At 66.6% G+C, this 20,967-nt stretch carries 17 protein-coding genes; 8 read left to right on the top strand and 9 right to left on the bottom strand.

The genetic code is table 11. The features are described 5' to 3' along the window. Positions 1–4: 4 nt before the first annotated feature. Both GGC64_RS00240 and GGC64_RS00235 read right to left on the bottom strand, forming a co-directional pair. Positions 5–1,543 (bottom strand): hypothetical protein, encoded by a 1,539-nt coding sequence (locus tag GGC64_RS00240; protein WP_192720465.1) that lies wholly within the window; start codon positions 1,541–1,543, stop codon positions 5–7. Between the two features lie 46 nt (positions 1,544–1,589). Continuing rightward, positions 1,590–1,757: a hypothetical protein gene (locus tag GGC64_RS00235; RefSeq protein WP_192720464.1), complete on the bottom strand. Its 168-nt coding sequence runs from the start codon at positions 1,755–1,757 to the stop codon at positions 1,590–1,592. Between the two features lie 122 nt (positions 1,758–1,879). On the opposite strand from GGC64_RS00235, the gene GGC64_RS00230 reads away from it, so the two are divergent. After that, positions 1,880–2,326 carry a universal stress protein gene (locus GGC64_RS00230; RefSeq protein WP_192720463.1) on the top strand — a complete coding sequence of 149 codons (447 nt, stop codon included), beginning with the start codon at positions 1,880–1,882 and terminating at the stop codon, positions 2,324–2,326. Positions 2,327–2,332: 6 nt separating this feature from the next. Here GGC64_RS00230 and GGC64_RS00225 read toward each other — a convergent pair whose 3' ends face one another. Then, complete coding sequence (locus GGC64_RS00225) at positions 2,333–3,217, bottom strand: fructose bisphosphate aldolase (protein ID WP_192720462.1); 885 nt, start codon at positions 3,215–3,217, stop codon at positions 2,333–2,335. 66 nt (positions 3,218–3,283) lie between these two features. Here GGC64_RS00225 and GGC64_RS00220 point away from each other — a divergent pair, with 66 nt between their 5' ends. Beyond that, complete coding sequence (locus GGC64_RS00220; protein ID WP_192720461.1) at positions 3,284–4,591, top strand: cytochrome P450; 1,308 nt, start codon at positions 3,284–3,286, stop codon at positions 4,589–4,591. Positions 4,592–4,597: 6 nt separating this feature from the next. On the opposite strand, the gene GGC64_RS00215 is transcribed toward GGC64_RS00220, so the two are convergent. Next, on the bottom strand, positions 4,598–5,278 hold the full coding sequence (locus tag GGC64_RS00215) for an MBL fold metallo-hydrolase (protein ID WP_192720460.1): 681 nt from the start codon (positions 5,276–5,278) through the stop codon (positions 4,598–4,600). An 83-nt stretch (positions 5,279–5,361) separates the two neighbouring features. Here GGC64_RS00215 and uvrA point away from each other — a divergent pair, with 83 nt between their 5' ends. After that, positions 5,362–8,271 (top strand): excinuclease ABC subunit UvrA, encoded by a 2,910-nt coding sequence (uvrA, locus tag GGC64_RS00210; RefSeq protein WP_192720459.1) that lies wholly within the window; start codon positions 5,362–5,364, stop codon positions 8,269–8,271. 52 nt (positions 8,272–8,323) lie between these two features. Here uvrA and GGC64_RS00205 read toward each other — a convergent pair whose 3' ends face one another. Beyond that, a complete protein-coding gene (locus tag GGC64_RS00205) occupies positions 8,324–9,487 on the bottom strand; it encodes a winged helix DNA-binding domain-containing protein (RefSeq protein WP_192720458.1) in 1,164 nt (387 codons plus the stop codon). 118 nt (positions 9,488–9,605) lie between these two features. Here GGC64_RS00205 and GGC64_RS00200 point away from each other — a divergent pair, with 118 nt between their 5' ends. The 3 genes from GGC64_RS00200 (at position 9,606) to GGC64_RS00190 (ending at position 12,950) form a co-directional block, all read left to right on the top strand. Next, positions 9,606–10,073: a lipoprotein LpqH gene (locus tag GGC64_RS00200; protein WP_192720457.1), complete on the top strand. Its 468-nt coding sequence runs from the start codon at positions 9,606–9,608 to the stop codon at positions 10,071–10,073. Positions 10,074–10,134: 61 nt separating this feature from the next. Then, positions 10,135–11,760, top strand: coding sequence for a hypothetical protein (locus tag GGC64_RS00195; protein WP_192720456.1), 1,626 nt, complete (start codon positions 10,135–10,137; stop codon positions 11,758–11,760). Continuing rightward, a complete protein-coding gene (locus tag GGC64_RS00190; RefSeq protein ID WP_192720455.1) occupies positions 11,715–12,950 on the top strand; it encodes a CHAT domain-containing protein in 1,236 nt (411 codons plus the stop codon). The genes GGC64_RS00195 and GGC64_RS00190 overlap by 46 nt, the downstream gene beginning before the upstream one ends. Positions 12,951–12,955: 5 nt before the next feature. Here GGC64_RS00190 and GGC64_RS00185 read toward each other — a convergent pair whose 3' ends face one another. Then, complete coding sequence (locus tag GGC64_RS00185) at positions 12,956–13,450, bottom strand: hypothetical protein (protein WP_192720454.1); 495 nt, start codon at positions 13,448–13,450, stop codon at positions 12,956–12,958. A gap of 54 nt (positions 13,451–13,504) precedes the next feature. Here GGC64_RS00185 and GGC64_RS00180 point away from each other — a divergent pair, with 54 nt between their 5' ends. Then, positions 13,505–14,830 (top strand): hypothetical protein, encoded by a 1,326-nt coding sequence (locus tag GGC64_RS00180; RefSeq protein WP_192720453.1) that lies wholly within the window; start codon positions 13,505–13,507, stop codon positions 14,828–14,830. Beyond that, the gene (locus tag GGC64_RS00175) at positions 14,827–15,909 is read left to right on the top strand and encodes a hypothetical protein (RefSeq protein WP_192720452.1); all 1,083 of its coding nucleotides are present in this window, start codon (positions 14,827–14,829) and stop codon (positions 15,907–15,909) included. The genes GGC64_RS00180 and GGC64_RS00175 overlap by 4 nt, the downstream gene beginning before the upstream one ends. Here the strand turns inward: GGC64_RS00175 and GGC64_RS00170 are convergent. The 3 genes from GGC64_RS00170 to lysX all read right to left on the bottom strand — a co-directional run bounded on the left by GGC64_RS00170 (position 15,903) and on the right by lysX (position 20,945). Further along, positions 15,903–16,163, bottom strand: coding sequence for a PspA/IM30 family protein (locus GGC64_RS00170; RefSeq protein ID WP_192720451.1), 261 nt, complete (start codon positions 16,161–16,163; stop codon positions 15,903–15,905). The genes GGC64_RS00175 and GGC64_RS00170 overlap by 7 nt on opposite strands. 18 nt (positions 16,164–16,181) lie before the next feature. After that, entirely contained in the window at positions 16,182–17,561 is a 1,380-nt protein-coding gene (locus GGC64_RS00165) for an alpha/beta hydrolase family protein (RefSeq protein WP_192722327.1), read from the bottom strand. Positions 17,562–17,648: 87 nt separating this feature from the next. Beyond that, the gene (gene lysX, locus GGC64_RS00160; protein ID WP_192720450.1) at positions 17,649–20,945 is read right to left on the bottom strand and encodes a bifunctional lysylphosphatidylglycerol synthetase/lysine--tRNA ligase LysX; all 3,297 of its coding nucleotides are present in this window, start codon (positions 20,943–20,945) and stop codon (positions 17,649–17,651) included. Positions 20,946–20,967 lie beyond the last annotated feature (22 nt).

Raw genomic sequence — 20,967 nt, 5'->3', positions numbered from 1 at the left:
CCGCTTATCGGGTTGACTTCACCACCTGCGCGAAGCTGAACTGCCAGCGTTCGACGATGTGGAAGCCCATGCGCTGCGGCACCTGGTACGCGGGAGCGCGCTTGAGGCGCGGTCCTGGATCCAACGCCTGGCCGCTCTGGCGATCGGGCACCGTGGTGTCGCGTTCGGACACCGTCCACAGCACCGTGCAGCGCTGAACGCGGTCGGCGACGCCCCAGATGCCGAGGTGCTGGTCCCACAACCAGTTGCGTTGCGCCCCGCGCAAGCCGCGGCCTGGATCGACGAGTTTTGCGTAGGCGGCGGGCCTGGCCGCCGTCAGCGGCCTGATCGGGCCAGGCTTCCACGCGGCCGTGTTGTCGAGGATCAGGCAGTCGCCTGCCGATGCGTGCGCGGTGATCACGTCGGCGACCTGGCTGAAGTCCATGCCCTCCTTGGCATACGGGCCGCGTTGCCCGAGGAGATAGTTGGGAGTGGCGACGAGGGCGAACGCGGCCACGACCGCGGTGACGCGTTCGCGGGTTCGGAACAACGCCGCCAGGCAAACCGCCAGCAGCAACGCCATCCCGGGGGAGGTGTAGCAGAGGTAGCGGGGATAGTAGATCGGTTGCTGCACCGCCGAATACAGCAGCAGCACGGCGGTCGGCAGGACGATCCACGCCACCGCGATGCCTGCCAGTTGACGGTTACCCGTCGGCCACGGCCTGCGCAGCACGAGCGGTGCCGCCAGCACCACACCGGCCAGCAGCGCGAACCCCACGCTGTGGTCGAAGTACTGCTGCTGGACGATCTCCAAGAACGTCGCGGGCTGAAGCGGCGAAATCCATCTGACCTGTGCGATCTGGGTGCGGCAGAACATCAAGAACGGCACGACCGTCAACACGGCGACCGCCGCGGCCGCGGCCCACCTCATCACCGCGGCCCGGTTCTTGGCCACCACCGCCACCACGGCGGCGTGCACCAAGACCATCAGCACCGCAAACACGTTCAGCAGCGTCGACATCATCAACGCCAGCGTGTACAGCGGCCACAGCGCCGCGGTGTTTCGTCGGGCGGCGGTGATCACCAACACTGTCAACCACACCGCGGCAGCGGCCGTCAGCGCGTACGACCTCGCCTCGATGCCTGCCCATGTGATGCGCGGCAGGATCGCGAAGATCACTCCAGCGCAAACGCCCACGGTTCGCGTCGAAAACTGTTTGGCCACAACGACAACGCCGGCAGCAGCGAGCCCGACGGCCAGACAACTGGATAGCCGAGACCAGAATTCGGTCACGGGGAAGATCGCGAACCAGCCGTGCATGACCAGGTAGTAGAGGCCGTGCACCGCATCGATGTTGTGCAGCAGCTGCCACAGCTGGGGCACGGATCGAGTCGAAGCGGAGATGGTCGCCGCTTCGTCGAACCACAGCGACGGCCTGGCGGCGCCCGCGGCGGATACCGCGACGGCGAACACCGCCACCATTGCGGGATCGAACCGGCCGGCCCGAACCCGCTCAAGCGGTTGGACGCGCGCGACGCGTAGCGGTCTAGTTGAAAGATCCACGTGCTCGGTCTGCCCCCTCAAGTGACGGCAAAACCGTAACCCGTCTCTACGCTGCGCGCTCGGGAAAGCCCGCTACGGCCGCATATTTGACGTCGTCGTCGGGATCGGCGCCGACTTTCCTTGCGGCCGTGGTGGGTTCACACAGGTTGAGCTGGATCACGTCGGCAATGCCGTTGCGACACGGACGTTCTGGTAGCAACGACGTAGCGTCCATCACTTAAGGTGCGCGAACGGCCGAACCGCCGTTACCATCGGGTGTTTCCAATTGCGCCCCTGGTCAACGGGCAACAGGTTACTGTCTCGGGTGGCGTTGCAACTGACACTGGGAGGGAATGGATGAGCGGCTACCAGACCATCGTCGTCGGCACGGACGGATCGGATTCGTCACTGCGGGCGGTGGACAAGGCCGGCCAGATCGCCGCAGGGTCGGGTGCCAAGGTGGTCGTCGCGACCGCGTACTTCCCTCAAAGCGAGGATCAGCGCGCCGCCGATGTGCTCAAGGACGAGGGCTACAAGATGGCAGGCAACGCGCCGATCTACGCCATCCTGCGTGAGGCCAGGGACCGGGCGAAGGCTGCCGGGGCCGGCGACGTCGAAGAGAAGGCCGTCGTTGGCGCGCCGGTCGACGCACTTGTCGATCTGGCCGAGGAAGTCAACGCCGATCTGCTCGTCGTAGGCAACGTCGGGCTGAGCACCATCGCCGGGCGACTGCTGGGCTCGGTGCCTGCCAACGTCGCACGCCGGTCCAAGACCGACGTGCTCATCGTGCACACCACTCCTTGATGCGCCTCAGGTACTAGAGGCCTTCGCGATCTCGGCGATCGCGGCATCGAGTGTCGCGTTGAATTCCTGATCGCTCTGCTGCGCCGTGAGCCCTTCGGTCAGCGCGCGCGAAAAGCTCGCGATCACACCGTTGTTGCGGGCGAGCTTCTCGCACGCCTGTTCCCGGTTGTATCCGCCGGACAGCGCAACCACGCGGACCACCTTGGGGTGCGCCACGAGTTCGCTGTACAGGTTGTCCGTGTCGGGCAGTGTCAGCTTCAACATCACCGCCTGGTCGTCGGCCAGCTTGTTCACGCCGTCGAGCAGGGCGGCCTTCAGTTGATCCTCTGCCTCCGCCTTGCGCGGGCTGTGGATGTCGACCTCGGGCTCGATGATCGGCACGAGCCCCTTCGCGAGCACCTGCTGGGCCACCTCGAACTGCTGGTCGACGACGGCGTCAAGACCGGCGCCGGGGAGCTTGATGACGGAACGTTCCTTGGTGCCGAAGATCCCGTTCTCGACGGCGCGGTCCAGCAGCGCGTCGAGGCCCGGCATTGGCTTCATCACCTGTGCGCCCTGGTCCTCGTCGGCGAGACCCTTGTCGATCTTGAGGAACGGCACGACGTTCTTGACGTTCCACAGGTAGTCGGCCGACGGCCGGCCGTCGATGGTGCGGTCCATCGTCATCTCGAACAGGATCGCGCCCATGATGCGGTCGCCGTCGAAGGCCGGACTGGTGATGATGCGGGTCCGCATCTCGTGCACCAGATCGAACATCTGCTCGTCGCCGGAGTACGCATCCTCGCCGATGCCGTACAGCTTCAGCGCCTTGGGCGTGCTGCCGCCGCTCTGGTCAAGTGCCGCAATGAAGCCGGCGCCATTCTTTGCCTTCTCGAACTGCTCGGTGTTCATTTCCGCCCTTTCCTCTCCATCAGGCAATCTACTGGTGCGAAACTCAGGCTGACGGAGAGGTCAGTGATGACGGCAACAATCCGCAAGTCGGGGATCGCTCCTCGCAGAAACGGCGTCCCGCCGCCGGACGTCCCGCTCACCGAGATCGACCTTGGCACGCTGGAGTTCTGGGAGCGGGACGACGACCTGCGCGATGGCGCGTTTGCGACACTGCGACGCGAGTCACCGATTGCCTTTTTCCAAGTCCCTGAGGTCGCGGGGTTTCCGCCTGGCGCGGGTCACTGGGCCCTGACGACGTATGACGACGTGCACCACGCGAGCCGTCACCCCGAGATTTTCAGTTCGATCCCGACCAGCACGTCGCTCACCGACGTGCCCGCCGAGATCGCCCAGTTCTCCGGCTCGATGATCAGCCTCGACGACCCGCGTCACGTTCGCCTGCGCAAGATCGTCAACCGCGCGTTCACGCCGAAGGTGGTTGCGCGCATCGAAGACAGCGTCCGCGAACGGGCGCGCACATTGGTGGCGGAGATGATCGCCAACCATCCCGATGGGCGCGCGGACTTCGTCGCTGAGGTGTCGGGCCCACTGCCGCTTCAAATCATCTGCGACATGATGGGCATCCCGGAATCCGACGAGCAGAAGGTCTTCCACTGGACGAATGTGATGCTGGGGGTTGGGGATGCCGAGCAGTCCGGTGAGTTCGACGAGGTCGTCAAGGTGGTCATGGCAAGCGCCGAGTACGGCGTCGCACTGGCCGAGGAACGACGGGCGCGGCCCGGCGACGACTTGACGACCAATCTCGTGCAGGCCGAGGTCGATGGTGAGCGGCTGACCTCAGCCGAGATCGCGTCGTTCTTCATCCTGTTGTCGGCAGCAGGCAACGAGACGACGCGAAATGCGATCAGCCACGGCATGGTTGCGCTCACCCGCTATCCCGAACAGCGCGACGTCTGGTGGCGAGACTTCGACGGCGTGGCCGGCACCGCGGTCGAGGAGATCGTACGGTGGGCGTCGCCAGTTATCTTCATGCGGCGCAATCTCACTGAGGACATCACGATGCGTGGCATCGAGATGAAGGCAGGCGACAAGGTCTCCATGTGGTACAACTCGGCCAACCGGGACGAGTCCAAGTTCGCGAATCCTTGGCTGTTCGATGTGACCCGAAAACCCAACCCGCACATCGGTTTCGGCGCAGGCGGGGCGCACTTCTGCCTCGGCGCCAACCTGGCCCGGCGCGAGATCCGGGTGCTGTTCGACGAGCTCTACCGACAGATTCCCGATGTGGTGGCGGTCGAGGAGCCCGCGATACTGCACTCGGCGTTCATCCACGGCATCAAACGGCTGCCCGTCGAGTGGACGCCTGGAGCCTGAGCGGAACTACCAGCCGCGCTGTCTCCACTCGTCGAGATGCGGGCGTTCCGTTCCGAGCGTCGTGTCGTCGCCGTGCCCCGGGTAGACGACGGTCGAATCGCCGTAGACGTCGAACACCCGGCTGGTGACGCCCCCGAGAAGTTGCTCGAAGTCGCCTTCCTTCCACGTCTTGCCGACACCGCCGGGGAACAGGCAGTCACCGGTGAACAGGTGCGTCGCTCCGGTTTCTGGGTCGGCGCCGTTCAGGGCCAGGGCCACCGAGCCGGGAGTGTGGCCCTGCAAATGGATCACATCGAAGGTCAGCTCGCCGATCTTGACGGTGTCGCCGTGGGCCAGCGTCCGCGCGGGCTTCACCGGCAGCGGATCGGAGTCGAGTTGATGCGCGGCCGTCGGCGCCCCGGTGGCTTTGGCGACCTGCTCGAGGGCCAGCCAGTGGTCCTGGTGCTGGTGGCTGGTGACGATCAGCGACAGCTTGGGTGCGTGCCGCTCGATGAGCTCGAGCAGGATCTCGGCGTCGTTGGCGGCGTCGATGAGTAGCGTTTCGCCTGTCTGGGAACACGTGACCAGGTAGGCGTTGTTGTCCATCGGGCCCACCGACACCTTGACGATGGATGCCCCGGGGAGGTTGCGTCGCGCCGCGGTCCTGGGTTCGACGTGGCCGGTGTAGTTGTCGTCGACGACGGTCATGGCTCTCACCGTACAAGCGCTCGCGACGTTGTCGGTGGGTGGACATAGCATGGGCATGAACTCTGTGCTGCGGGAGGAAACACTTGGCTGAGCGCCTGATCATCAAGGGTGCGCGGGAGCACAACCTGCGAAGCATCGACCTCGAACTACCTCGCGATGCGCTGATCGTTTTCACCGGTCTGTCCGGCTCGGGCAAGTCGTCGCTGGCGTTCGACACGATCTTCGCCGAGGGCCAGCGCCGCTATGTCGAGTCGTTGTCGGCCTACGCCCGGCAGTTCCTCGGCCAGATGGACAAGCCCGACGTCGACTTCATCGAGGGCTTGTCGCCTGCGGTGTCCATCGACCAGAAGTCGACCAACCGGAACCCGCGGTCGACCGTGGGCACCATCACCGAGGTGTACGACTACCTGCGCCTCCTGTATGCCAGGGCAGGCACCCCGCATTGCCCGGTGTGCGGTGAGCGGATCGCGCGCCAGACCCCGCAGCAGATCGTCGACCAGGTACTCGCGATGGATGAGGGCCTGCGGTTCCAGGTGCTTGCGCCGGTGGTGCGCACCCGCAAGGGCGAGTTCGTCGACCTGTTCGACAAGCTCAACTCGCAGGGCTACAGCCGGGTGCGGGTCGACGGGGTGGTGCATTCGCTTACCGATCCGCCGAAGCTGAAGAAGCAGGAGAAGCACGACATCGAGGTGGTCGTCGACCGGCTGACCGTCAAGGCAAGCTCCAAGCAGCGGCTTACCGATTCCGTGGAGACGGCGCTGAATCTCGCCGACGGCATCGTCGTGCTGGAGTTCGTCGACCGTGAGGACGACCACCCGCACCGCGAGCAACGCTTCTCCGAGAAGCTGGCCTGCCCGAACGGTCACCCGCTGGCCGTCGACGACCTGGAGCCGCGGTCGTTCTCGTTCAACTCCCCGTACGGCGCCTGCCCTGAGTGCACCGGTCTCGGCATCAAGAAAGAGGTCGACCCCGAACTCGTGGTGCCCGATCCGGAGCTGACGCTGGCCGAGGGCGCGATCGCGCCGTGGTCGATGGGCCAGACGGCCGAGTACTTCACCCGGATGTTGTCAGGGCTGGGCGATCAGCTCGGCTTCGACGTCGACACCCCGTGGAAGAAGCTGCCCGCCAAGGCGCGCAGGGCGATTCTCGAGGGCTGCGACGAGCAGGTGCACGTGCGGTACCGCAACCGTTACGGCCGAACCCGTTCGTACTACGCCGATTTCGAAGGCGTGATGGCTTTCCTTCAACGCAAGATGGAGCAGACGGACTCCGAGCAGATGAAGGAGCGCTACGAGGGCTTCATGCGCGACGTGCCGTGCCCGGAGTGCGAAGGCACCAGGCTGAAGCCGGAAATTCTCGCGGTGACCCTCGCCGCGGACAGCAAGCACAAGTCGATCGCCGAGGTCGCCGAGCTCTCCATTGCCGAGTGCGCGGAGTTCCTCAACGGGTTGACGCTCGGCACCCGCGAGCAGGCGATCGCGGGACAGGTACTCAAGGAGATTCAGTCGCGGCTCGGCTTCCTGCTCGACGTCGGCCTGGAGTACCTTTCGCTCTCGCGGGCGGCGGCCACGCTGTCCGGCGGTGAGGCGCAACGTATTCGGCTGGCCACGCAGATCGGGTCGGGTCTGGTGGGCGTGCTCTATGTGCTCGACGAGCCGTCCATCGGCCTGCATCAGCGCGACAACCGCCGGCTGATCGAAACCCTGATCCGGCTGAGGGATTTGGGCAACACGCTGATCGTGGTGGAGCACGACCTCGACACCATCGCCCACGCCGACTGGGTGGTCGACATCGGTCCCTATGCTGGCGAGCACGGCGGCCGCATCGTGCACAGCGGCCCGTACGACGAGTTGCTCACCAACCCGAATTCGCTTACCGGAGCGTATCTTTCGGGCAAGGAGCAGATCGACGTGCCGGCAATTCGGCGCCCGGCCGACCACAAGCGTCAGCTCACGGTGGTGGGTGCACGCGAGCACAACCTGCGGGAGATCGATGTGTCGTTCCCGCTCGGGGTGCTGACGTCGGTGACGGGTGTTTCGGGTTCGGGCAAGTCGACGCTGGTCAACGACATCCTGGCGTCGGTGTTGGCCAACAAGCTCAACGGCGCGCGGCAGGTGCCCGGTCGGCACACCCGGGTCACCGGGCTGGACAAGGTGGACAAGCTGGTGCGGGTCGACCAGTCGCCGATCGGCCGCACACCGCGGTCGAATCCCGCCACCTACACCGGGGTGTTCGACAAGATCCGCACGCTGTTCGCCGCCACCACAGAAGCGAAGGTGCGGGGCTATCAGCCTGGCCGGTTCTCGTTCAACGTCAAGGGCGGCCGGTGTGAGGCGTGTTCGGGTGACGGCACCATCAAGATCGAGATGAACTTCCTGCCGGACGTGTACGTGCCGTGCGAGGTGTGCCACGGCGCCCGGTACAACCGCGAAACGCTCGAAGTGCATTACAAGGGCAAGACCATCGCCGAGGTGCTGGACATGTCGATCGAGGAGGCGGCGGAGTTCTTCGCGCCGATCAGCTCGATTCATCGCTATCTGCAGACGCTGGTCGACGTCGGGCTCGGCTATGTGCGACTGGGCCAGCCGGCGCCGACGCTGTCCGGCGGTGAGGCGCAGCGCGTGAAGCTGGCGTCCGAGCTGCAGAAGCGGTCGACGGGTCGCACGGTGTACATACTCGACGAGCCGACGACGGGTCTGCACTTCGAGGACATCCGCAAGCTGCTCGGTGTGATCAACGGCCTTGTGGACAAAGGCAATACGGTCATCGTCATCGAGCACAACCTCGACGTGATCAAGACGTCGGACTGGATCGTCGACATGGGTCCCGAGGGGGGAGCGGGCGGCGGGTCAGTGGTCGCGTCGGGTACCCCCGAGGACGTCGCCGTGAACCCCGACAGCTACACCGGGCACTTCCTGGCCGAGATTCTCGACGTGCCGCGGCCCAAGCCGGCAAAGCGCAACGCCCGCAAGGCGAGCAAGGCCAGCGCCTAGTTTCATTCGCCGAAACTGCCTACAGATCGCGATCGATTTCGATTTCGCGATCTCACCGCAGTTTCGACAGCGGCGACGGGAACCGCGGGCTGACCCGCACACCGTCCAGCCATGCCGTCAGCTCGTCCGCGCGCCTTTTCAACGCTCGCTTCGCGTCGCGGCCCACGTTCTCGAGCAGCTGCACTTCTACGCGACCATCCGCGTCTTGCCACCATCCGCCGACGATCCGGCCGCACCACCACGCGGTCGGCCCCGCGTTGCCGTTGGTATCGAACACCTGGTCGCGATGCTCGCCCAGATACCAGTCCCGGCCGTACCACCCCATCGTCGTGACATCGAGGCCCGGCAGCAGCGCGCACCACGGCTCGACCTCCGGTTCGACGTCCAAGTCGTCGGGCAACGCGAAACCCGGTGTGCCACCAAGGTCCACCTGGACCGCATCGATGTCGCGCAGCGCATGCCGCGTCCATGTCAGCGTGTTGCCGAACCACCATTTGATGTCGGTCTCAGTCGCCGGGCCGAATGCCCGCAGCCACCTGCGCACCAATTCGGCGCGGGCCACCTCCGGTTCGGCGGACTCCGGTGCAGCCGGCAGCCAAGCACCCATCGGCGTCCATCGCGGACGCGAGATGGTCCACGCGCCGTCGTTGGGACCCCTGACGATATCGCCGCGCACCGATAGCACCGTCAAAACCCTTGGCGCCAAAGGTGTCTCGCCACCCCACCGTTTGCCGGGCGCGTAGTCGTAGCGGCCGGCGAGCTCGGGCAGCGCCTCGCGTAGTTCCTTGGCGCTCGCCGCGCCATGTTCGGCGAGATGCCGCAACACCGCAGCACCGGCTGTGTCCAGCCATCGTTCGCCGTCGGCGGCCACCCCCGCTTTCTGGGCATCGGCGACCAACCGCCTGCGCTCGCTGTCTGCCACCCGGTCGCTGGCGGCCGACTGAATCAACGGCAGATCCTCTGCCTGCACCGTCCACAGCGTGCGGCGCATCGCCAGATGTTTGAGCAGGGTGCGGCGCTCGTACAACTGGGCGTCGAGGTCAGCGACGGCGAAACCGGCCATCCGCGCCCACAGCGATAGATAAGGCGTGGCCGGGTCGGTGGCGTGCAGCCCGATCAGGTCTGCCACCACGCGATCGAGTGAATCCGTCGGATCGGCAAGGAAATGCCGCCGCGCGAGCCTGGCCCGTCGCTCCTCAACAGTGAATGACCTCATCGCCGAGGAACCGTACCTGCGCAGACCGACAAAGGTTGGGATCGGTAGCCGTTGCCCCGATCTTGACTGAGGCCACGACGGACGCCATCAGGGCGACGCGCAACGAAGGGAAAGATCGATGAACAAGGTTGTCGTGGGTGTGGCCGGACTGGCCGCCGCCGCAGCTTTCATGGTGGGTTGTTCGGACAACAAGGCTTCGCTCCCGGGCGGCGGAACGGCCAGCACAGGTGGTAGCGCCGAGGTCAAGGTCGACGGCAAAGATCTCTCCGGTCTGGATATGAAGTCGGTGACCTGCGTCAAGCAGGGCGGCAAGATCAACGTCGCCAGCGGTGCGATCAACGGTCAGGCCGGTCTTGCGGTCGTGATGACCGACGCGAACCCGCCGACCGTCGAGTCTGTGGCCATGTCTGTCGACGGCAATGCCCTCGCCGTCAGCAGCATGGGCGGTGCGCAGGTCGGCAAGGCCGAGGCGAAGGTCGACGGCAGCACCTACACCATCACCGGTGAAGCTTCGGGCGCCGACATCAAGAACCCGATGGCAGGCATGATCACCAAGCCGTTCACCGTCAAGGTGACCTGCAGCTGATCGGCCGGAGTAGGAAGCGGCGGGCGCCGCTGGAGCGTCCGCCGCTTCCTACAATCCAGCTGTGACGATTGTCAGCGACTTGGAGCGCGCACGGCGGCTGATCTTCGCCGCGGACGAAGAAGCGGCGAAGCAGTTGCTGCTGTCACTCGACGAGCCGATCGAAAAGGCCGACCGCGATGATCTGCTGCTCGAGGTCTATGCCCAACTCGGCGAGATCTACCTGGTTCGCACGGCCTACAACGGCGTCGAGGAGTGCCTCCGCCGTATCACCGACTGCCTCGACATCTACCAGTCGATTCGGGCAGGCAGCAACCCCGAAGCGGCCACCCAGGTCACGATGTCCGACGTCGACGTCGACCACATGATCTGCCGGTATTCCCGGCGGGCGCAGTTTCTGCGAACCGGCCTTGCCGCCGCCGCGCACGGTGACCATGAGGCGGCCGAGGCCGGGTTGCTGGTGCTTACCGGCGACACCTCGAATGCGTTTCCCGACCTCGCGGCCGAACACGCATTTCTGATCACCTATGCGCGCATTCTCTGCGCTACCGCACTTTGTGACGACGACCTGCACGTGCGCTCCGTTCCGTTGTGGGAGGACGTGCTCAAGACGATCGAAACCTCCAGCGGGGACGGAGAATTCGACGACTTTCTGCTGGTCCAGGCCGGCACCGCATACGGCCGGTTCTGCGTCGAGACGGGACGGCTGTCGGAGGCCGAGCCTTGGCTGCACCGCGCCGGAGCTCGTGCCCAGAAACGCGGATGGAAGTTGGCAACGGCCAGAACACAATTCGAACGTTCCACCGCCCGCTGGGCGGCCGGTGATCGAGTCGAGTGCCAACGCCTCGTGCATGAGGCGTACCCCGCCATCGCCGAGGGCTACCGTGCTCACGACGTGTCGCGATGCTGGCTGTACTTCGGCCTGCTCAGCCTGTCGATCGAAATGCTCGACGATGCCGACGAGCGGTTCGGGCATGCCGAGCGGCATTGGCGCGAAGTCGAAAAGCCCTTGCACATTCACCGGATTCTGTTGCAGCGCAGCTGGGTCGACATCTTCCGGGGCGACTTCGCCGCGGCCAAGGAACGCACCACCGAGGCCCGTGCGCTGCTCGACGCCTGGCCCAGGCACAGCTGGCTGCAGTACGCCCGGCTCGATGACCACCTCGGCAGCATCCTGCGTGCGGAGGCGCTGGCCGACCCCGACAACGCGGCGGCCAAGTTCGAGCAGGCCGCCGAGCTCAAGGTCCCCGCGGCACTGGCCGTCGACTCGGTGCGGCACGCGATGACCGACGCCGACGCGCGCATGCGGTGGGCAAACCACGTGTCCGCCCGAATCCTGGCAGGCGCGTTCGCCGTCGCGTGGGAGTGGGGCAATACCGAACTCGTCAGCGAACTCGTCGAATACCACAGCGCGCGTGGCAGTTTCAGCACCGAGCCGGACGCTCAGTCCGCCGATTGGACGGAGACCGCGACGGCGGCGGTGCCCTTCGAAACCATCGACGAGTACGCCCTCGTCGCCGCCGGGCCTTCGATACCGGGAGGCGCGGCGCTGACCCGGCTCGGCCCGCTGCCGCCGCTGCAGATGGACCCGACGAAGGGGCCGATCATGAGTCGCTATCGCACACTGGCGTTCGAGCGGTACGGATGTGCGGTGACCGCCGACGAGGCCCCGTGGTCAACGTGGCCGTGACCCTCGTTCTTCGCTACGCAGACGTCGGCGTAGCCACCTATGCCAGCCTCCGAGCGATCGGAGAGCCCGAGCGAACTATCACCTGGGTCGTGCGCGAGGCCGATGTCGTCGCGGCGCGCGACCAACTGTCCACCGCGCTGCCGGATCCCTTGGCATCCGAGACGCGGCGAGATGCGGTCCAGCGAGCCGTCGTCTCAGGTCCTTTCGCGGCACCGGCTTCCGAGTTGACGATCGCAACGACGTTGGGTGAAAGCTTGTTGTCGCCTGAGGCCTGGCAGCTGCTGATCGACAGCGTCACGTCACCGCGGGCCGCGCTGTTCGTGTCGCCCAGTTCCCGGCTGGCGCGGGTGCCCTGGGGGCTGCTCGCGATGCCCGGCGACGACGGTTTCCGGCTGATGGAACTCGCCGATGTGCTGATGGCCGCGCCGTCGAACATCGTGAATTCCGGCCGGACAGCGGCATATTGGGACGATCGCCGCGATGGTCCGCCTCTGCTGATACTCGACCCGCGCGTGCCCGGTCAGCGGCCCGACTCGGCGCTGGGCTCCGTTCTCGGTAGGCCGTCAGCCGAAACCGCACTGGCACAGCATTTTACGGAGCTGATGCAGCGACGTGAGGTACTGCCCGACGTCGCAGGCGCCGTCGAGCTGTTCCGCCGCACCGACGCCGACCGGCCGTGGCTGGGCCGTCAACTCGACCGGCGACCGAGCAGGCTGCTGTACGTCGGGCACGCGACCGCCGCCGACGGCGACGTCGGCCACGCCGACCAGGCCGCGCTCCACCTCGCGGACGAAAGAGCCCTCACAGCATCGGATCTGATGACGGCCAAACTGCCGATGCCGCCGCGAATCGCGATGATCGCGTGTGCGTCCGGTGGTGACTACCAGTTCGACGAAGCCACGGGCTTGGTGGCCGCGATGATCCTCGGCGGCGCGCAACTCGTCACCGCCACGCTGTGGTCGCTACCGACCGCCGCCGGCTATCGCCAGTTCGCGCCCGCCGCGGCCGATCACGATCCGATGGCAGAGGCGATCATCGCCGTAGACCGCGCCCACCAAGAAGCCGATGCGGGACGCGCCGTGAACACCTGGCAGCGCGAGCAGATGCGGCGCTGGCGCGACGGCGACAACACTGCGAGCCCGCTGTATTGGGCCGCGTTGGCCACCTTCGCGGTCGACGGTGCCCGATGAACACCTCAGCTGGGCGGCACGCACACGGCCACTGCCGATTCGTCTCCCGCCAGGTAGTAAGTGTCGATGATGCTGCCGGGGGAGACTTTCGCCAACGACGAGGCGGGGATCAGCGCCGTCTCGTGAGCCGGAAACTGGCCGCCACCCGGCTTTCTCACCATCACGTCGAGCACGACTTCCCGATGGTCCTCCCGAGAGGCGCCGGTGGGACGCATGCCGGTCACGACCGCGTGCGACTTGGTGCCGTTGCGAATCAGGTCGAGTTGATCACCGGTGAGCAGTCCTTTTCGCACCAGCATCTCCTCGAACTCCGCGCGGACCACCAGCATGTCCGCGGCGGTGAGAAGACGCTCGTCACCCTCGTCGGACTCGGGGACAGGCCCGGCGGAGACCCGGGCGGGAGCGAGCAGTGTGGCAGTGCTGCCTGCGAGGAGGAAGCCGAAGAAGACGACATTGACGAGCTGGTCGGCGGCGAATCCGAGCAACAATGCTGTGGACATGCCAATAGGGTCAGCCGTTGTGCCGGCTACCGAACCCAACTTTATGCTGGACCGATGAGCGCGGGATTCGAGACGGTTACGTCGGCTGTTGCCGTCAGCCAACCTCGCCGCGCGGTGATCGATCGCGCATGGCGGGCCATCGGTCCCGGTGTCGAGGTGCTCAGCGGCGACGACGGCGGCCCGCTGCGTCGCACCGTCAAACGGATTCTCGACCCGCTGGTGCTGAGGCTGCGCTCCAACACCCAGTACTCTGCGCCCTTCGTCGACGCGGACACCGCGGTGGCGATGCACGAGCTGATCGTCAGCCACGCCCCCCAATTGCGCTCTGCCGCAGCGTGGTTCGAGCTGCTCAAGCGTGAGCGCCGCCGCCTGCGCATTACCACCGGCAACGCGCAGGAGTTGTACTTCCCGGTCTGTTTCGAGCTTGCTGTGACGAAAGGTGCACCAGCGCAACAAGATGACGGGTCCGCCGAGTTGGTGTTGCGGGAGGTTCACGGGGACCGCGACCGGACCGCGATCGAGGTGCTCAACCAGTACGTGACGGATCCTGATGTGGTGGCCGCGCTGGCCGATCAACTGCGGCGCAGTTGGAGCGACGTGCAGGCGGGCCCCGAGATCACCACCCCGTTCCTCGCGGGCCTCACCACAGTGCTCGGGCCCGCCGACGGCCACAATGCCGCGATCGCGCGGCAGCGGGTGTGGTCGGCACTGATCGCCGACGCCACACCGTACAACCTCGGCGCGAAAGCGCGTGGTCGTGCGGGGGAGCTGCCGTGGTCGATCACCGCCCTTGGCTTGAGTTCCGTTGAGCCGCAAGCGCCACCGGACATCGTCAGCGGTTCAGAAACCGAGCGTCCGCTGAACCGAAGCGTCGTCGACCGGGTGCGGGCGACGCTGCGGCGCGCGATGGGCCGCGACGAATTGCCCGACATCCCGACGCTGTGCGCCGAAGAGGTCGACCGGTCGTGTGCGCCGTGGGGCCTGATGGCCGAGGACAAGCAGGCCACGCTGATCGCGGGGATCGAAGTCGGCGCGTGCCTGGCACCGCTGGCCGAATCCGTCGATACCCGCTACGAACTGGCCGCACAGATTCAGGCCCGGCTGCGCAAGGAAGCATATGTGCTGCACGCCCGTCGCTATCTCGCCGACGGCGGCGCACCGATGCATCCCCGACAACAGCAGGTGATCGACGACCTGGCCTCCTTCGCCCGCCCGTATCTGAGCAGATTGTGGGCCCGGTTGCACGGTCGCGACGTCTGGCAGGAGCCCTGTGACGACGTCGACGATGTACGGGCGCTGCTGGAGGGCGTCGCGAGGTCGGTCAGCCTCGATCACCGGCAACGGATCAAGTCGATGCTCGAGCTGCAGGTGGCGGGATGAGACTCGTGGCCGATTCCGGCTTGTGGAGCACGGGCCGACAACCCGCCCAAGCGCAACTCGTCGCGGTGCTGGAGGTCAGCGGCGCGGTGCTGTCGTGGACCGTCGACGACGCCGCACACGCCGCGCAGATCACCTTCACCGATCTCGACCACGCGGACTGGCTGTGGCGGGTGCTCGGCGAACCGGGACACATCGCATTGGCCACCGCGCTACACGAAGGGACGCCCGAAGCGGCCGTCGAACTCGCCGATGTCGACCTGAAGCCCGAAACCCTTGAGCCGCTTCGCCGGCTGGCGTTGGGTCATTGGCTGCGCCGGTGGTGGCCGACCAGCCAGCGCAATGGCATCGCGGCGCTCGACGCCGCGCTGCTCGACGCGGAGATCGCGATGCTCACGGCAGGGGCCGAGGAGTTCTTCACCGACGACACCTTCGATTCCGACGTGGCTGCCCTGCTGCGGCCGCACACCGCGGCACTGAGCGCACACCTGCAGGGCGGTGACCCCCGCGCCGTCGAACTCGTGCGCAGCTGTGCCGATCTCGCCGACGACCTCGGAGTTGCGTTCGCCGAGGCCGACAGCGTCGCGGTGCGACGCGACGACTACGCGCTGGCCGCCGGGGCGGACGGCGACGGACGCGGCGCAGGCTCGATCGCAACAGGAACCGGCTCGGTCAATTGGGGTGCTGTGCCACCGGGCATCTTCGATGCGGCTGAGGACACCATCCATTGGCAGCTCGAGGCGGCCGACGGGTCAGCGAAAGCGATTGTGCGCGTTGACCTATCGGGCCCTGGGCTGGCTGCAGGCATCAACGTGCGGCTGCGGTCCGGTGACTTCAGGGGTGCCGGCGTGCTCGACGCCAACGGCGTCGCGAGGTTCCCGATCCTCGACGGGCCGCACCCGGTCGCGGAATCGGCTGCGTGGGACCATGATTGGCGGTCGACCGCAGTGACGGTCGGGGCCGACGTCGAGGAGTCACCGCAGACGCGCGAGCGGATCAGGGAATTCGCACGGGCGCGACTGCGGGCCCCCGGCGGCGACGCGTTCCTGGCTGAAGTGCTGGCCGCGGAGTCGGATTACTGACCCTCGCCCTCGTCGGGGTGCATCGACTTGCGAATCTCGGCCAGCCGTTCGGCGGCGGCGCGCTGGCGCGCGTCGTATTGCTCCTCGACGGTGCGACCCTCAGGAGTCTCCGCGGCCAATTCGGACGCGCCGACGGCGGTGCCGTAACGCGTCTCGATCTTCTCCCGCACCGAATCGAATGTGGGCACGCCGCCGGGTGTGTAGCCGGTCTCGGCCGGTTCTACGGGCTCCGGGGGCGTGGGGTCGTCGGGCATACCACCAACGCTACCGGTCTACTTCGCCGCCGCCTGCAGATTCGGCCCGGCGTGCAGTGGTGCGGGCGTCGCGATTGGCTGCGATGACGGGGGCAGTGGCAGGACGGGCGTGCCCGGGGTGCCCAGCTGGCCGGCCAGCCACGGCAACCCTGCAGCGAACGCATGCGCTGCGAACGGCCAGTCGTGCTTGCCGGGCTGCATCACCACCGCACATTTGATGCCGTTGGCGCTACCTGTCGCGCACAACGAATTCGCCGCCGCGGTCTGGTCGCCTACGCTGGCTGCGGCATTGACCACATGCGGCTGCGCCGACGGGTTCCCGTTGATGGCGAACCAGCCGGCCACCCCGGTGTACGGGCCATGGCGGGTGATGACCGTCGTCGGATCGAACGCCGCCCACGCGGCCGCATTGCCACCGAACAAGCGCGCGATGGTCTGCGCCTTGTTTCCCGAGTTCGGTGTCAGATCGCCTGCGATGTCGACGAACGCGCTGAACATGTCCGGATGCATCACCGCCAGATCGACCGCGCATGTGCCGCCCATCGACCATCCGGCAACGCCCCAGTTAGCACGCTTGGCCGACACGTGGAAGCTCGAAACCATAAATGGCACAACATCTTTGGTCAAGTGGTCGGCGGCGTTTCCGCGCGTGCCGTTGACGCATTCGGTGTCGTTGTTGAAGGCGCCGCCGGAGTCGACGAACACGAAGACCGGTGCGTTGCCGCCGTGCGCGGCCGCGAAGTCGTCGATCGTCTTGACCGCGCCGCCCGCGCGCAACCAGTCGGCCGGCGTGTTGAACTCGCCACCGACCATCATCACGGTCGGCAATGGCGGCGGTGGGTCGGTCGCGTACCAGGCGGGCGGAAGGTAGACCAGCTCACCGCGGTGCTTGAAGCCTGACCCGGCATCGGGAATGTTGACAGGCACCACGGTGCCCTTCGGGGGAATCGCGTGCCGCTTCTGCATCGCGACCACGGTCCCGGTGTCCGTCTGATCGGGCAGCGGACCCGCGGTCAGCTGGCTATAGGCGGTCTGCACGGTGGGGAAGTAGCCGACCCACAGATTCAGTGCGAGCGCCGCACACAGCAGGCAAACCGGCACCGCCACTGCAGAAACGCCGCGCCGCCACCAGCGTGCACCGCGCCAACCCGCGATGAGGACGCCGACGGCCACACCGGTCAGCCCGATCCAGATCCACAGCGAATTCGGAGCGGGATTGGAGTCGTCGCTCAGCCCCTGCGAAGCGATGTACCAGTACGACGCAACCGCGAGTGCCACCCCGACCAGCGCCGCCCACGGCAGCCACACCACACGCCAGCGGCGGTTGCGCCAGCCGATCGCGGCGATCAGCAGAAGACCCGCGATGACTTGCACCGTGAGGGGAAGCCAGCCGTGCATGAGCGAGAGGTGGTGGCGAAACGGCCCGGGTAACGTCACGGCAACAATCGTGGACGTATTTCCTTGGCGGTGCCTGTGAGCGACCTGCTAACGCGGTTTGGCTAGCGGGAACGGCAGCGTTTCGCGGATGCTGCGCCCGGTGATCAGCATGACGACCCGGTCGACGCCCATACCGAGTCCGCCCGTCGGCGGCATCGCATACTCCATCGCCTGCAGAAAATCCTCGTCGAGCTCCATCGCCTCGGGATCACCGCCTGAGGCGAGCAACGACTGCTCCTGCAGCCGGCGGCGCTGCTCGACGGGATCCGTCAGCTCGCTGTATGCGGTGCCCAACTCGACGCCCCATGCCACCAGGTCCCAGCGCTCGGCCACGCCGGGGATGCTGCGATGCGGTCGGGTCAGCGGCGAGACCGACGTCGGGAAGTCCTTGTAGAACGTCGGTTCCGTGGTCCGTTCCTCGACCAGCCGCTCGTAGAGCTCGAGCACCACCGCGCCTGCGTCCCAGTGCGTCAGATAGGGGATGCCCGCCGCATCGCAAAGCTTGCGCAGCACAACCAGATCCGTGTCAGGTCCGATCTGCTCGCCGAGTGCCTCTGACACCGCGCCGTGCACGGTCTTCACGGTCCATTCCCCGGAGATGTCGACGGGTTCCAGCGTGCCGTCCTCGCGGGGGCGCAAGAAGACCTGTGCGCCGTTGGCGGCTTGCGCGGCGTTTTGGATCAGCTCGCGGCAGCCGCCGATCCAGACGTTGTAGTCGGCGTGCGCTTGATAGGCCTCGAGCAGCGTGAACTCGGGGTTGTGGCTGAAGTCCACACCCTCGTTGCGGAACGCGCGACCGAGCTCGAAGACCCGTTCGACACCTCCGACGCACAGCCGCTTGAGATACAGCTCGGGAGCGATGCGCAGATACAGGTCGAGGTCGTAGGCGTTGATGTGGGTCAGGAACGGCCTGGCGTTGGCGCCCCCGTGGATCTGTTGCAGTATCGGCGTCTCGACTTCCAAAAACCCGTTGTCGACCAGGGTTTCGCGGATCGCGTGCAGCACCCCGCTGCGCGCGCGGATCAATTCGCGCGCCTCGGTGTTGATCGCGAGGTCGACATAACGGGCCCGTACCCGTGACTCCTGGTCTGTCAGCCCCTTCCACTTATCGGGCAGCGGTCGCAGGCACTTGCCGATCAACCGCCAACTGAGGGCGAGCAGCGAGCGGGTGCCCTTCTTGCTGTAGCCCATGGTCCCGGACACCTGAATCAGGTCACCGAGGTCGATGGCCGCGGTGAAATCCGCGATGGTGCCGTGGTCCAGGATCGAATTGTCAAGCAGCAGTTGGACTTCACCTGACCAGTCGCGTAACTGCGCGAACAGCACGCCGCCGTAATCGCGGATGCGAAGCACCCGCCCCGCCACGGTCACGGTGCCTGCGCCCTCGGAGTCGATGGCCTGCGCGATGGTGTGGCTGGGCGCCTCGCCGACGGGGTATGCGTCGACGCCGTTGTCCTGCAGCGACTTCAGCTTGGCCATCCGGACGCGCACCTGCTCGGGCAGTCGCGGGCCTTCGTCGGCCTCTGGAAGGTCGGCTTCCAGCTCGCCGAGGTCGGGCGCGCTGCCGTCATGGCGCAAAACCCCTGTGGCGACGAGGTTTTCGGGAGCCGAGATGTGATGGCCGGTGTGCGGTTGCTCGGCGCGGCGCGAGAACGGCAACACCAGGAAGCCCTCGGCGATCACCGAGGCGACGCCGACGCGGGGGACAAGACGGGCGTCCTCGTAGCAGGCGTACCGCGGCACCCACTGCGGCTGGTATTTCATGTTCGACCGGTACAACGTCTCGAGCTGCCACCACCGGGAGAAGAACACCAGCAGGCCACGCCACAACCTTGCGACCGGCCCGGCGCCCAGCTGCGCGCCGTGCTCGAACGCCGTTCGGAACATCGCGAAGTTCAGCGAGATCCGGGTCACCCCAATGCCTTCGGACTGCATGCACAGCTCGCTGACCATCAGTTCGATGGTGCCGTTGGGGGATTGCGGTGAGCGGCGCATCAGGTCGAGTGACGCGCCGTTGTTGCCCCACGGCACCAGCGACAGCATCGCAACCACTTGATCGTCTTGGATGGCCTCCACCAGCAGGCAGTCGCCGTCCGCGGGGTCGCCGAGCCTGCCGAGTGCCATCGAGAAGCCGCGCTCGGTTTCGGTGTCCCGCCATGCATCGGCACGCTCGACGACCTTGGCCATTTCTTCGCTGGAAAGATCGCGGTGGCGCCGGATTCGCACCGTGGCGCCTGCCCGTCGCGCCCGCGTCACGGCTTGGCGCACCGCACGCATATCGGGCCCGGAGAGCCGGAAGTTGTCCGGATACAGGATGGCCTCGTCGCCGAGTTGCAATGCGTTGAGCCCGGCCTGGCGGAATGCCTCAGCGCCCGTCGAGCTGGCGCCCATCACGCCGGGCGCCCAGCCGTAGGTCTGGCACAACCCCAGCCACGCGTGGATGGCCTGCTGCCATGCCTTCGGGTCGCCGACGGGATCGCCGCTGGCCAGGCAGACGCCGACCTCGACGCGATATGTGATGGCGGCCCGGCCGTTGGGCGCGAAGACGACGGCCTTGTCGCGGCGGGTGGCGAAATAGCCGAGCGAGTCGTTCTTGCCGAACAGTTCGAGCAGCCCGCGGATGGCCGATTCGTCCTCGCCGGTGAGCGCGTTGTCGGCGCGCTGCGACTGGAACAGCACGATCGCGGTGACCATCAGGGCCAGGGCGCCGAACAGGCCGAGCAGCGCGTTGACGAAGACATGCGGATGGCCGGAGAACGACTCCGAGGAGGCGCCTGCGAAGGCGCTCACCCGGTTGAGCGCGTACAAGAAACGGTCTTCACGGGCGAGGCTGCCCGGGAACAACTCCAGTAGCGCCCAGCCGACCAGTGTGCCGATGGCCATGCTCACGACGAGCGTTGCCGCCGCCTTGAGCAACGCCGCACGGCGAACCCTCGCCCAGAACTGTTTTCGGGCCAGCAGCAGAGCCAGGATCGACGCGACGTGGAAGACCAGCCCGATCACTTCGCCGATGTCGTCGGCCACCGATTTCGGGCTGGTGACCAGCCCGCCGATGTTCCATACGATCGACGCGACCATGTAGCCGAGCAGGATCCACCAGGCGATCCGCTTGCGCGCCGCCAACGCCGCCGCGAGAAGCGCCAACACGAAGGCCCACGCGAAGCTGGTGTCGGGGAAGTTGAAGATGTAGTCGTTGACGAACTCGCGGGGCTGCTTGATGACCCAGCGGATGCCTGGGGACACACTCGCGATCAGTGACAGCGTGGCGATGATGCCGACCGTCCAGCCGGCTGCCGCGGGCACCCAGGAGTACCGGGAGGCCGGGCGCGTCAACGTGGCGGTCATAGGGCGCGAGGATATTCGCTCA

This window comes from Mycobacterium sp. OAS707, assembly GCF_014873705.1.
GTDB lineage: Bacteria > Actinomycetota > Actinomycetes > Mycobacteriales > Mycobacteriaceae > Mycobacterium.
The sequence above is the reverse complement of the archived record's forward strand: the minus strand, read 5'-3'. Positions and strand labels throughout refer to the sequence as shown.

Bases quoted from the DNA above. Each gene is read 5' to 3' on its own strand.
- GGC64_RS00215 (WP_192720460.1), bottom strand. From the start codon at position 5,278: ATGACCGTCGTCGACGACAACTACACCGGCCACGTCGAACCCAGGACC.
- GGC64_RS00205 (WP_192720458.1), bottom strand. From the start codon at position 9,487: ATGAGGTCATTCACTGTTGAGGAGCGACGGGCCAGGCTCGCGCGGCGG.
- GGC64_RS00190 (WP_192720455.1), top strand. From the start codon at position 11,715: ATGTGCGGTGACCGCCGACGAGGCCCCGTGGTCAACGTGGCCGTGACC.
- GGC64_RS00220 (WP_192720461.1), top strand. From the start codon at position 3,284: ATGACGGCAACAATCCGCAAGTCGGGGATCGCTCCTCGCAGAAACGGC.
- GGC64_RS00200 (WP_192720457.1), top strand. From the start codon at position 9,606: ATGAACAAGGTTGTCGTGGGTGTGGCCGGACTGGCCGCCGCCGCAGCT.
- lysX (WP_192720450.1), bottom strand. From the start codon at position 20,945: ATGACCGCCACGTTGACGCGCCCGGCCTCCCGGTACTCCTGGGTGCCC.
- GGC64_RS00230 (WP_192720463.1), top strand. From the start codon at position 1,880: ATGAGCGGCTACCAGACCATCGTCGTCGGCACGGACGGATCGGATTCG.
- GGC64_RS00180 (WP_192720453.1), top strand. From the start codon at position 13,505: ATGAGCGCGGGATTCGAGACGGTTACGTCGGCTGTTGCCGTCAGCCAA.
- GGC64_RS00170 (WP_192720451.1), bottom strand. From the start codon at position 16,163: ATGCCCGACGACCCCACGCCCCCGGAGCCCGTAGAACCGGCCGAGACC.
- GGC64_RS00225 (WP_192720462.1), bottom strand. From the start codon at position 3,217: ATGAACACCGAGCAGTTCGAGAAGGCAAAGAATGGCGCCGGCTTCATT.
- GGC64_RS00175 (WP_192720452.1), top strand. From the start codon at position 14,827: ATGAGACTCGTGGCCGATTCCGGCTTGTGGAGCACGGGCCGACAACCC.
- GGC64_RS00185 (WP_192720454.1), bottom strand. From the start codon at position 13,450: ATGTCCACAGCATTGTTGCTCGGATTCGCCGCCGACCAGCTCGTCAAT.
- GGC64_RS00235 (WP_192720464.1), bottom strand. From the start codon at position 1,757: ATGGACGCTACGTCGTTGCTACCAGAACGTCCGTGTCGCAACGGCATT.
- GGC64_RS00165 (WP_192722327.1), bottom strand. From the start codon at position 17,561: ATGCACGGCTGGCTTCCCCTCACGGTGCAAGTCATCGCGGGTCTTCTG.